At 35.0% G+C, this 12,716-nt stretch carries 10 protein-coding genes and 1 pseudogene; 10 read left to right on the top strand and 1 reads right to left on the bottom strand.

Features of this window, described 5'->3' with window-relative positions; translation table 11 throughout:
- Positions 1-41: 41 nt before the first annotated feature.
- The 8 genes from N4A42_RS00485 to N4A42_RS00450 all read left to right on the top strand — a co-directional run bounded on the left by N4A42_RS00485 (position 42) and on the right by N4A42_RS00450 (position 10,327).
- On the top strand, positions 42-1,196 hold the full coding sequence (locus tag N4A42_RS00485; protein WP_294068447.1) for a 3-hydroxyacyl-CoA dehydrogenase NAD-binding domain-containing protein: 1,155 nt from the start codon (positions 42-44) through the stop codon (positions 1,194-1,196).
- Entirely contained in the window at positions 1,196-1,600 is a 405-nt protein-coding gene (locus N4A42_RS00480) for a hotdog fold thioesterase (RefSeq protein WP_294068445.1), read from the top strand. Before N4A42_RS00485 ends, N4A42_RS00480 begins: the two co-directional genes overlap by 1 nt.
- Position 1,601: 1 nt before the next feature.
- The gene (pcaF, locus tag N4A42_RS00475; protein WP_294068443.1) at positions 1,602-2,816 is read left to right on the top strand and encodes a 3-oxoadipyl-CoA thiolase; all 1,215 of its coding nucleotides are present in this window, start codon (positions 1,602-1,604) and stop codon (positions 2,814-2,816) included.
- Positions 2,817-2,865: 49 nt separating this feature from the next.
- Entirely contained in the window at positions 2,866-5,403 is a 2,538-nt protein-coding gene (gene paaZ, locus N4A42_RS00470) for a phenylacetic acid degradation bifunctional protein PaaZ (protein WP_294068441.1), read from the top strand.
- A 53-nt stretch (positions 5,404-5,456) separates the two neighbouring features.
- The gene (locus N4A42_RS00465) at positions 5,457-5,741 is read left to right on the top strand and encodes a GIY-YIG nuclease family protein (RefSeq protein ID WP_294068439.1); all 285 of its coding nucleotides are present in this window, start codon (positions 5,457-5,459) and stop codon (positions 5,739-5,741) included.
- A gap of 72 nt (positions 5,742-5,813) precedes the next feature.
- Positions 5,814-6,566 (top strand): enoyl-CoA hydratase/isomerase family protein, encoded by a 753-nt coding sequence (locus N4A42_RS00460; RefSeq protein ID WP_294068437.1) that lies wholly within the window; start codon positions 5,814-5,816, stop codon positions 6,564-6,566.
- A gap of 140 nt (positions 6,567-6,706) precedes the next feature.
- The gene (locus N4A42_RS00455; protein ID WP_294068435.1) at positions 6,707-9,670 is read left to right on the top strand and encodes a T9SS type A sorting domain-containing protein; all 2,964 of its coding nucleotides are present in this window, start codon (positions 6,707-6,709) and stop codon (positions 9,668-9,670) included.
- Between the two features lie 57 nt (positions 9,671-9,727).
- Positions 9,728-10,327: a transferase hexapeptide repeat family protein gene (locus N4A42_RS00450; protein ID WP_294068434.1), complete on the top strand. Its 600-nt coding sequence runs from the start codon at positions 9,728-9,730 to the stop codon at positions 10,325-10,327.
- Positions 10,328-10,409: 82 nt separating this feature from the next.
- Here N4A42_RS00450 and N4A42_RS00445 read toward each other — a convergent pair whose 3' ends face one another.
- Complete coding sequence (locus N4A42_RS00445) at positions 10,410-10,883, bottom strand: Lrp/AsnC family transcriptional regulator (protein ID WP_294068432.1); 474 nt, start codon at positions 10,881-10,883, stop codon at positions 10,410-10,412.
- 127 nt (positions 10,884-11,010) lie between these two features.
- On the opposite strand from N4A42_RS00445, the gene N4A42_RS00440 reads away from it, so the two are divergent.
- Positions 11,011-12,372: a dihydrolipoamide acetyltransferase family protein gene (locus tag N4A42_RS00440; protein ID WP_294068430.1), complete on the top strand. Its 1,362-nt coding sequence runs from the start codon at positions 11,011-11,013 to the stop codon at positions 12,370-12,372.
- Between the two features lie 5 nt (positions 12,373-12,377).
- Positions 12,378-12,716 (top strand): annotated as a pseudogene (locus N4A42_RS00435) (branched chain amino acid aminotransferase); the annotation flags it as partial.

The raw sequence follows: 12,716 nt of genomic DNA, 5'->3' as shown, positions 1-12,716 counted from the left end.
TCGAAGTGTTGTGTCAGGATTTCATCAAAATAAATAAAAAAATGAACGTAGGAATTATAGGTTCAGGAACCATGGGAAGTGGTATTGCTCAAGTAGCAGCAACTTCTGGATGCAATGTAAAATTATACGATACTAATACTGCAGCATTAGATAAAGCGAAAGCAGCATTAGAAAAAATATTAAATCGACTTATAGAAAAGGGTCGTATTGATACTACTGAAAAAGATAGAATTCAAGGGAATATTCAATATGTAGATAGCTTAAAAGCCTTGTCAAATTCTGATTTGACAATTGAAGCTATTATTGAGAATTTAGACATCAAACAAAAAGTATTTTCTGAATTGGAAACTTATGTGTCTGACGATTGTATTATCGCATCAAATACATCAAGTTTATCTATAGCATCTATTGCAGCATCACTTCAAAAACCAGAACGATGTGTTGGAATTCATTTCTTTAATCCAGCACCTGTGATGAAGTTGGTAGAAGTTATTCCTGCAATTCAAACCTCAGAAGCTGTACTTGAAAAATCAGTACAAACTATATCAGATTGGAAAAAAGTAGTGGCTGTTGCAAAAGATACACCTGGATTTATTGTAAACCGTGTCGCAAGACCATTTTATGGAGAAGCTTTACGAATTTATGAAGAAGGTGTAGCGGATTTTGCAACTATAGATTGGAGTTTGAAATCTCTTGGAGGTTTCAGAATGGGACCATTCGAGTTAATGGATTTCATTGGTAACGATGTGAATTATACGGTGACCGAAACTGTATTTACAGCCTTCTATTTTGATTCAAGATATAAACCTTCATTTACACAAAAACGTTTGTCTGAAGCAGGGTATTTAGGTCGTAAAACAGGAAAAGGATATTACGATTATGCTGAAGGAGCAACTAAGCCAGAAGCAAATAAAGATACAGCGTTAGCGCAAACCATTTTTGATCGTGTGTTAGTGATGTTAATTAATGAAGCAGCAGATGCTTTATTCTTAAATATTGCTTCTGCAGAAGATATAGATAATGCCATGACAAAGGGTGTTAATTATCCAAAAGGATTATTGGCTTGGGCAGATAAAAAAGGCATCGATTGGTGTGTGCGTAAACTTGATGAGTTATACGACGAATACCATGAAGATCGCTATAGATGTAGTCCATTGTTGAGAAAAATGAATAAAGAGAATAAGACTTTCTTTTAATGAAAGGAGAACAAATACCATATAAAATGCTAAGTCAAGACGCCTATAGTCAATGGTTAGGTATTGAGATTTTAGAATGTGAAATAGGTCGATGTAAATTAGGTATGACCATTCGTAAAGACATGCTAAATAGCATGAGCAAAGCCCATGGAGGTATTAGTTATTCATTGGCAGATACCGCTTTTGGTTTTGCAGCAAATACACATGGAAAATATGCAGTTTCTATAGAAACGAGTATCAACCATATTGAAGCACTTAATGAAAACGATTATATCGTTGCTGAAAGTGTTATTGAAAAAGTAAATAATAAATTAGGCTTCAATGTTATTGAAGTAAAACGAGGCGATGAATTGGTTGCACTATTTAAAGGTGTGGTTTATCGTACTCAAAAAGATTGGGAATAATATGAAAGAAGCATATATCATAGATGGTGTTCGTACACCAATAGGAAATTATAAAGGTACCTTATCTGCTGTTCGTACAGATGATTTAGGCGCTTTAGTAATTAAAGAAGTAGTAGAACGTAATCCAAATATTCCAAAAGACGCTTATGATGATGTGATTATGGGATGTGCAAATCAAGCTGGTGAGGACAATCGAAATGTCGCTCGTATGTCAGCTTTATTAGCAGGATTGCCACATACAGTTCCAGGAGAAACAGTAAATAGATTGTGTAGTTCGGGATTGTCAGCAATCATTCATGCAAATCGTGCTGTGAAAGCAGGAGATGGCGATGTATTTGTAGCTGGAGGCGTTGAGAATATGACACGTGGTCCTTATGTGATGGCAAAACCATCATCAGCATTTGGAGGCGATTCTAAAATGTATGATTCTACTTTTGGATGGCGCTTTGTGAATAAGAAAATGCACGCGATGTATGGGACAGATGGTATGGGAGTGACGGCTGAAAACTTGGTTGAGAAATACAATATCTCTCGAGAAGATCAAGATAAATTTGCCTATTGGTCGCAAATGAAAGCAAGTAAAGCTCAAGAAAATGGGCGTTTAGGTAAAGAGATTGTAACGGTTGAAATTCCGCAACGTAAAAAAGACCCAATTCAGTTTTCAAAAGATGAGTTTGTAAAACCAAACTCTACTTTAGAAGTATTAGGAAAACTTAGAGCAGCATTTAAAAAAGAAGGTGGTAGTGTAACTGCTGGAAACTCATCAGGATTAAATGATGGTGCAGCAGCAACAATTATTGCTTCTGAAGATGCTGTGAAAAAATATAATTTAAAACCATTAGCAAGAATTGTGAGTTCTGCTGTTGTTGGTGTAGAACCGAGAATCATGGGAATAGGTCCTGTACAAGCCTCTAATAAAGCATTAGAAAAAGCAGGATTAACTATGGATGATATAGATATAATAGAACTAAATGAAGCGTTTGCTGCACAAGCACTAGCTTGTACTAGAGCTTGGGGGTTAGCAGATGACGATCCAAGGTTAAATCCAAATGGTGGTTCTATTGCTATTGGACACCCACTAGGAGTAACAGGAACTCGAATTGCATATTCGGCAGCTTTAGAATTACAAGAGCAACAAAAACGATACGCATTAATTACAATGTGTGTAGGTGTTGGTCAGGGGTATGCTGCAATTATTGAAAATGTGAATTTATAAGAATTTGTCATTTCGTACTTGATACGAAATCTACTATATATTGATAGATATGAACAAAATACAACATTACGTTCAAGGACATTGGACAACAGGAACTGAAGAAGGAACACCTATTCATGATGCAATCACAGGAGAAGCTTTTGCTAGCGTTGCAATTGAAGGTTTAGATATTCCTGAAATCTTGCATTACGGAAGAACAAAAGGTGGCGAAAAATTACGTAAAATGACCTTTCAAGAGCGTGGGAACATGCTTAAGAAACTAGCATTATATCTTACCAAAAGAAAAAATGCGTTTTACGAATTAAGTTACAGAACAGGAGCGACAAAAGTAGATAGTTGGATAGACATCGAAGGTGGTTTTGGAAACCTATTTGCCAATGCCTCTTTGAGAAAGTTATTTCCAAATCAGTCCTATCATGTAGAAGGAGAACCAATTGATTTATCTAGAGGTGGACGTTTTATGGCACATCATATCATGGTGCCAAAAAAAGGTGTTGCAGTTCATATCAATGCCTTTAATTTCCCAGTTTGGGGAATGTTAGAAAAATGTGCTGTTAACTGGATGGCAGGCGTGCCAGCAGTAGTGTTACCAGCACCATCATCATCCTATTTAGCAGAAGCAGTAGCCAGAGAAATTATCAATTCTGGAATACTACCAGAAGGTGCATTACAAATTATTAATGGAACCGTTCGTAATATATTAGATACTGTAGAGTCTCAAGACGTCGTAACTTTTACAGGATCTGCAGCAACAGGACGCATCCTTAAAGCACATCCGAGAATTATTCAAGAGGCGGTACCATTTACTATGGAAGCAGATTCGTTAAATGCTTCTATTCTTGGAGAAGATGCTGTTCCTGGAACACCAGAATTCGATATCTTTATTAAAGAAGTACGTAAAGAAATGACGGTTAAAGCAGGGCAAAAATGTACTGCCATTCGTCGTATTATAGTGCCTGAAAACTTAGTGGAAGATGTGCAAATTGCTTTAGGTAAAGCTTTGGATAAAGTAACTATTGGAGACCCAAGATTAAAAGAAGTAAGAATGGGATCTTTAGTAAGTAAACAACAGGTAGAAGCGGTTAGAAATTCAGTACAAGATATTGCTAAAGAAGCGCAGATTGTTTACGGAAGCTTAGATAAAATAGAAACTATAGGAGCAGATGCTACAAAAGGTGCTTTTATGAGTCCAATTGTATTAAGAGCAGATCATCCTTTTGAAAATACTGCTGTTCACGAACGCGAAGCCTTTGGTCCAGTAAGTACCATTATGCCTTATAAAAATTTAGATGAAGCTATTACTTTAGCCCAAATGGGTAAAGGATCTCTAGTGTCTTCTATTGTTACCAACGATGATGCGATTGCCAAAGATTATGTGGTGAATGCAGCAAGTCATCATGGACGTATTTTAGTGTTGAACAGAGAAAATGCTAAAGAAAGTACAGGACATGGATCACCATTGCCAACCTTAGTGCATGGTGGACCAGGACGTGCTGGAGGTGGAGAAGAAATGGGAGGAATGCGTGGTGTAAAACACTATTTACAACGTACAGCAATCCAAGGAACACCAACAACTTTAACAGAAATTACAGGAATCTATCAGCAGAATGCTAAATATAAAGAAGCTGAAGAACATCCTTTTAAATACCATTGGGAAGATATTCAACCAGGAATGTCTTTAAAAACACATAATAGAACCATTACAGATTCAGATATTATGTCGTTTGCTAATTTGACCTGGGATCATTTTTATGCACATACAGATATCACGTCTTTAGATGGAAGTATTTTTGAAAAGCGTACTGCTCATGGTTATTTTATCATTTCCGCAGCAGCAGGATTATTTGTGCATCCAAATAAAGGCCCAGTCTCGGCTAATTATGGTTTAGACAGTATTCGTTTTTTAAGACCATTATATCATAATGATACCATTTATGTGCGCTTAACTTGTAAAGAAAAAATTGATCGCGATGTATCTACAGCAGAGCATCCAAGCGGAATTGTAAAATGGCATGTTGAAGTCTTTGATGCGAATTTTGAAAACCGACCAGAAAGTCAAAAAACAGATAGAGATACACCATTAGTTGCTGTGGCTACAATTTTAACCATGGTACAAAAGAATCAAGAAACTTTTGTTGAGATGACTGATAGTAAAATTGATGAGTGTTTGTCTAAACTATCTGAGGATGCAAAACCGCAATGGGGAATTATGACGCCTCAACACATGATTGAGCATTTAGAACATACCTACAAAATTGCTGCTGGAGAAATTCAGGATTTTGAAATTTCAACACCAGAAAAGATTCTAGAAAAGGTAAAGAATAGTCTATGGAATTACGATAAATTCCCTCAAAACTCACAGTTTCCTTTATTAGAGAAAGATACATTAGAGCCTTTAAAACATGAAAATTTAGCTATAGCTATTGAAGCATTCAAAGCACAACGTAAAATCTATATAGAATTTTTTAAAGCGTATCCAGATGTAAAATTAAAGAACATCGTTTTTGGAGAATTAAATAGATATGAATGGTATCTATTAGAAAGAAAACATTTGAACCATCATTTCGAGCAGTTTAATTTGTTGTAACAAATAGAACTTCTCGAAACACCCAAGAAATTGGGTGTCTTAAAAAGATAGATATGAAATTCTATGTATATATAATTACCAATAAACCAAAAGGTGTTTTATATATAGGATTTACAAAAGATTTAAAAAGAAGATTATATCAGCATAAGAATAAAGTACATCCAACTACGTTTTCATCGAGATACAATTTAAATAAACTGGTTTTTTTTGAAAGTTTTGAAACTGAAAAAGAAGCTAGATTAAGGGAAAAGCGAGTGAAGAAATGGAATCGAGATTGGAAAATAGAACTGATAGAAATTAATAATCCTGAATGGAAGGATTTATATGATAAAATATAATTAAATGTTTAACATGCTTGTTTGTGAAAACAAGCTAAAATATGAGATTCCCGATGTCTCGGGAAAAGACTTATGGATAAGCCTTACGTAAAACAACATATAGAAAACGGAGTAGGATATATCGAATTTTTTCACCCTGCTCACAACTCTTTGCCAGGAGATATTTTAGCAAAATTAGCTGAAACCATCACAGAAGCTGGTACAAACGATGAGATTAAGGTTATCGTTTTAAAAAGCGGAAAAGACAGAACCTTTTGCGCAGGTGCTAGTTTTAAAGAATTGATCAATATTAATGACGAAGCAACCGGAAAAGTATTCTTTTCAGGGTTCGCCAATGTGATTAATGCTATGCGTAAATGTCCAAAGTTTATTATTGGACGTGTACAAGGAAAGACTGTTGGAGGTGGTGTTGGATTAGCTTCTGCAACAGATTATTGTATGGCTTCAAAATTTGCGTCAATTAAGTTAAGCGAACTAAATGTAGGGATTGGACCTTTTGTAGTTGGACCAGCGGTACAGCGTAAACTTGGTTTGACTGGGATGTCGCAAATAGCTATTGATGCCAACAGTTTTTATTCGGCAGAATGGGCAAAGGAAAAAGGCTTATTTACACAAGTATTTGAGAGTAATGAAGAATTAGATGAAGGAGTAAAAGCCTTTGCAGAGAATTTATGTAATTACAATCCAGAAGCCATGAAAGAGATGAAGGCCATGTTCTGGAAAGGTACTGAGGATTGGGATACACTTTTGGCCGAACGAGCAGCTATTAGCGGACGTTTGGTATTAAGTGAATTTACAAAAGAAACACTTGAAAGGTTTAAATAAAATTAAGTAGTTTAATTTTTTTTTGACTAACATTTTTTTTGATATAAAATAGTTCTTTAGCGAAAAAGTGTGCTTTATGTCGATTCTATTTTTTTGAAGCTTAGTGCTTTACGAAATTGTGTCGCCCAAATCACCATGTTATGAGGAATTATTATGTTTTTACTTTTTGCATACTTAGTTGTTTTTTAAGCTTATCTCAAAATATAGATTATAATGCAAGAATTACTCAGTTTAATGCAGGAAATTGTTCAATTGAAAGTGGTAATGAGGAACACACTTGGAACGGTTGGCTTAGTGATAACATAAATACAGCTGAGACTTATTCAGGATGTATCACTAGAAATTATAATGGCTCAGTAACTCAAACAGGCACTTATGCGTATAGAGCGCAAAATAATACTACAGCGACACAATTAAGAGCAAGACTAGATGCTTGGGAAGATGATCGTGGTAGTCGTTGTGTTTTTGATGCAGATAATAACTCATTTACTAACGATGATGATTGCCGTGTAAATCAAATTTCCAATTTCAATTTTACAAACCCATTAGAATATCAGTATACTTCTACAAATGTTACAGTAGGCTCAAATGATTATGATATGAGGGTGTTTTATCAGTATCGTTATAGCACAACTACATTGAGTAATGCAACAGAATACTCAGCTTCTACATTAACATCTGGTGGGAATCGACCGTTTTGGGGTAGTAGAGGTAATTGGGCTTATTCTGGATCTGACTGTGCCGCATCTGGAACTATTACTCATAACCAAACATCCTCGTTCAGTACAACAGTTAGTTGTAAATCTCAAGTAAGCTTTAGGTGGAGGGTAAGTAGTGAGGCAAACTTTGATTTTTTAAGGGTTTATGTAAATGGAGTTGAAGAAGCAGCGATTAGTGGAACAATTGGATGGGTGATGGTTACATTACCTTTAGATTATGGTTCTAATACAGTGGAATGGAGATATGTTAAAGACGGTAGTACTTCAATAGGTTTAGATCGTGGTTTTGTAGATAATATAGCTTTTACAAATGCTACATCTCTTAATCCTGGTTCTATAACTGGAGGTGAGACCTTTAATATTACAGGTGATCCATTGGCTCTTGCATCAGATACTGATGCTCAAGTATACAGTGCTACTTCAAATTATCAGTGGCAATACAGTAATGATGGTACAACAGGGTGGACTAATATAATTGGGGCTACAACTGCTTCTTATGATCCACCAGTAGTTACCTCTACGCAGTATTATAGAAGAAGAGTACAAGATGAGTGTGGTAATACAGGTTATTCCAATATATTGCAGGTTGAGGTGCTTCCGCAATTTGTTTATGATTCTGGATCTTGGGATCCTTATGATCCAGGTACAACAGGTTTACCTAGTAATAATTCACATTCTGTAATAATTAGAGAGAATACAATTCAAACTAATTCATTCACTACAGGGAATCTTATAATCGATTCAGGTATTACTTTTACTGTATCTGGTGATGTAGGTATAAATGTTACTTCTCAGGTTCATTTAAATGGTGTTTTAGATTTAGGTGAGGACGGACAACTTATACAAACTGGTTCGTCAACCTTAACTGTTGGTGTTAATGGAGAATTAAGAAAAACAAGACATGGAAATCCTAATCTTTATAGATACACGTATTGGGGAAGCCCAGTCTCTAATTCTGGAACTACAGTAAATTCGGGATATGATATTAGTAGTGTAATGCATGATGCTACAACAGGAACTCCTAGAACATTAAATTTTACTGCAGATACTGTAAGTGATGGAATTCCAGGTGATAATATTACACCAGCAACAATCTCTAGTAGATGGCTATATGCTTTTAGAAATCAAACTAATGATTATTCAAACTGGGAGCAAATAATGCCTAGTACTTCTTTACTGTCAGGTCAAGGTTTTACCATGAAAGGTACACAGCCAATGATAGGAGCACAACCATATGTTTTTTTAGGTACACCTAACAATGGTAACATTACCTTAGGGATAACAGCAAATAACAATTATTTAATCTCTAATCCTTATCCTAGTGCTATTGATGCTCATCAATTTTTGATAGATAATTCAGATTTAGGAGGAACGCTTTATTTTTGGGAACATTATGGAGGTGATACCCATCAACTCTCGGGTTATGAAGGTGGTTATGCTACGTACAATTTTTCTGGAGGTGTAGGAGCTCCATTTATTGCTATACCTAGTCCAGAGGTTTCTTCTGGAGGTGTGCCTAGTAAAATTCCAGGGAGATATATTCCAGTAGCGCAAGGTTTTTTTGTAGAAGCTATTGCAACAGGTTCTTTTACTTTCAATAACAATCAACGTGTTTATGTTTCAGAAATGCCAGGTCAGAGTGAGTTTCTTAGAACATCAAGTGCAACAACTACTGAATCAGTGCAGCTAGATGTGCGAGCTAAAATTAGATTAGGAATGACAAATCCTGATAATGGACATAGACAAATATTGCTTACTGTAGATCCAGAGGCTTCTTATGATGTTGATAAGTATTATGACGGATTAACTTATGAAGTGCTTCCTAATGATATAGCGTTTTATTTAGATAATGAATATTATGGAATTCAAGGTGTTCCATCAATTAATTCAAATGATGAAATTCCTTTAGTAGTTGATGTTTTGAATTCAGGAATATTCAATATAGGATTAGATCAATTAGAGAATTGGGATCAAAATCAGGATGTTTATCTTTATGATAGTGTATTAGGAATTTATTATGATCTGAGATTAGCTCAGGCTGATATTTATTTAGATTCAGATCAGTATGTAGGGCGATTTTCATTGAGATTTAGCAATTCTAATTTATCTACAGCTACATATAAATCAATAGAAGATGTTTTAGCGGTCTACCAGCCTAATGACGAGAATAGAATAGTTGTTCAATTAAACTCAGAGAATTATCAATTAGAGGAAGTAAGCCTATTTGATATAGATGGTAGAACTATCATTACAAAGCCTTTAAATACTCTTACTTATAGAGGTAATAGCTGGTTTGTAACCACAGAGGGAGTTGCAACAGGTGCTTATATCATACAAATAAAGGTTAACGAAACTTATATCACTAAAAAGCTAATTATTAAATAGGGTTATTTAAATTTCGAATATGTTGAATTTAAATTTCTATTGAATTATTTTTGTTTAATGGCGATTTACGAATTTCAAGGATATATACCAGTTGTACACGAAAGTAGTTTTGTGCACCCATTGGCAGCAGTCACAGGAAATGTTATTATAGGCAAGAACTGTTACATTGGTCCAGGAGCAGCTATTCGTGGTGATTGGGGACAAATCATTTTAGAAGATGGTGTCAATGTGCAAGAAAACTGTACAGTACATATGTTTCCTGGGAAATCTATAACACTCAAAGAAAGTGCACATGTAGGTCATGGTGCTATTATTCATGGTGCAAATTTAGGACGTAATTGCCTAATTGGAATGAATACAGTTATTATGGATGATGCAGTAATTGGTGATGAGTGTATCGTTGGAGCTATGGCATTTGTAAAAGCAGAAACTGTGATTCCTAATCGAAGCTTAGTAGTTGGTAATCCCGCAAAAGTGATTAAGCAAGTGAGTGATGAGATGATTGCTTGGAAAACAAAAGGTACAGTGTTGTATCAACAATTACCAGTAGATTGTCATGAAACATTACGAGAAGTTGCACCTCTAAGAGTAGTGCCTTCAGATAGAAAACTTCAAGGGGATACTTATAAAACACTTAGAGAAAGTTTTAAGAAATAAAATGCCATTGCAAGGAAAGAAATAATGTAGAAATCTCATTTAAATAAAATTTCTCACAGTATTAAAAGTTGAGTGTTAATAATCAGACCCTACTCAAATCGATCTCATTAGTTTCTTTACCGGTCGAAAGTGTAATCAAGCTTTGTACATTTCCTAGATAGGGAAGAAGTGTTAATTTTGATATAATAAAAGTTTCGTAAGCTTCTATGTCTTCAACAACAAGCTTAAGTAAATAATCAAAATTTCCACTAACACGATGACATTCTACAATTTCTGGAAAGTTATTGATTTCTTTTACAAATTTTTCGAGATAACTACGTGTATGACCTTGTAGTGTAATGCCAACAAAAACTGTTAGTTTAAGCCCGATTTTTTTATTGTCTAATATAGCAACGTATTTCTTTATAAAACCTTCTCTTTCAAGTTTTTTTATACGTTCAAAAACGGGAGAAGTTGTCATTCCTAGTTCTTCTGCAATACTCTTTGTTGTTCGGCTGCTATCATTTTGTAGGATGCTTAAAATCTGTGTGTCAATTTTATCAAGATTATGTGCCATAAGGAAATTATAATTAAAAGTGTCAAATAAATAAATATAAAAGAAAAAAAATCTGTACTCAACATTTATTGTGGGTTTTTTTTCTTTTCAAGTCGAATTGTAAAGTTATTGTTGATAGAAAAATGTGATGTTTCTTATCTTTGATTCTTGTTATTTAAAGAAGATAGAATTGAAAAGTATAGAATTTAAAATGCCCAAGTTGGGTGAAAGTATAACAGAAGCAGCCATCATTACATGGTTTAAGAATGTAGGTGATACGATTGAACAAGATGAAATGCTACTTGAAGTCGCTACTGATAAAGTAGATTCTGAAGTACCTTCAACAGTAACAGGAATTGTAGAAGAAATTCTATTCCAAGCCAATGATGTTATTCAAATAGGTGATACCATCGCGATCATTAAAACGGATGGTTCGGTACCTCAAACAAAATCCAAAAAGAAAACGAAAGCAGATACTTCTGAGAAGACTGTGAAAACAGAAACAAGAAAAGTTAAGCGTCCTAAGTTGGCGACTTCTGTTTCAACTTCATCTTCGTCTTCGATTTCAGCATCAGTAAATAACAATACCTTCTTTTCGCCTTTAATTATAGCAATTGCTAAAGAACATCATATTAGCTTTGAAGAGCTAGCACGCATTCCTGCTACAGGAACTGATGGACGCTTACGTAAAAGCGATGTCTTTCAATACATCAATGATGGTCGCCCTTACAAATTTGTACAGCCTACAGTTACCGAAGACCCAACAGCCTATCGTATTCCGCAATTGAACTTAGATAAGGGTACAGGAAAGATTGTAAAGATGGATCGTATGCGCCAAATGATCGCTGATCATATGGTGTATTCAAAACATACATCACCTCATGTCACTGCTTATGTAGAAGCAGATCTTACAGAGCTGGTACAATGGCGAAATGCACATAAAGTAGCTTTCCAAGAAAAGTATGGCGAAAAGCTAACCTTTACACCATTATTTGTAGAAGCCGTAGCAAATGCAGTGAAAGATTTTCCAATGATTAATGTGTCTGTTGATGGTGAAAACATTATTGTAAAAGAACATATCAATATAGGAATGGCAACCGCTTTACCAAGTGGAAATTTAATCGTTCCTGTGGTGAAAGATGCAGATAAAAAAGAATTACAAGATATTGCTACAGACGTTAATGCATTGGCAACCAAAGCTAGAGAAAACAACTTAAAACCTGAAGATATCCAAGGAAGTACCTTTACCATTTCTAATGTTGGAACTTTTGGGAGTTTAATGGGAACGCCAATTATCAATCAACCAGAAGTAGCCATTTTAGCTTTGGGTATTATCAAGAAACGTGCTGAGGTTATTGAAACTGATAAAGGCGATGAGATTGCAATTAGAAGCATGATGTATTTGTCATTATCTTTCGACCATCGCGTGGTTGATGGGTATTTAGGCGGAAGCTTCTTAAGACGTATTGCAGACAATTTAGAACAATTTGACACCAACAGAACCCTATAATTACCATGGAACACACTATAAAAATCACTAAAATTAATAAGTCTAAAGTTGAGGATTTAGATTTTGATAATATTCCATTAGGAAGAACCTTCACCGATCACATGTTTATTTGTGATTATGAAAATGGACAATGGAATAATCCAAGAATAGAACCTTTAGAGCGTATTCCAACACATCCTGCGGCAATGGCTTTACATTATGGTCAAGCTATTTTTGAAGGTATGAAAGCCACTGTTGATGTAGATGGTTCACCAATGCTTTTTAGACCAAAGAAGAATGCAACACGTTTAAACTTTAGTGCAGATCGTATGGGAATGCCACATTTTCCAGAAGATTTATTTGTA

The sequence above is a fragment of the Winogradskyella sp. genome (assembly GCF_025210595.1).
Classification (GTDB): Bacteria; Bacteroidota; Bacteroidia; order Flavobacteriales; family Flavobacteriaceae; genus Winogradskyella.
This window is presented reverse-complemented; position numbering and strand designations above follow the sequence as displayed.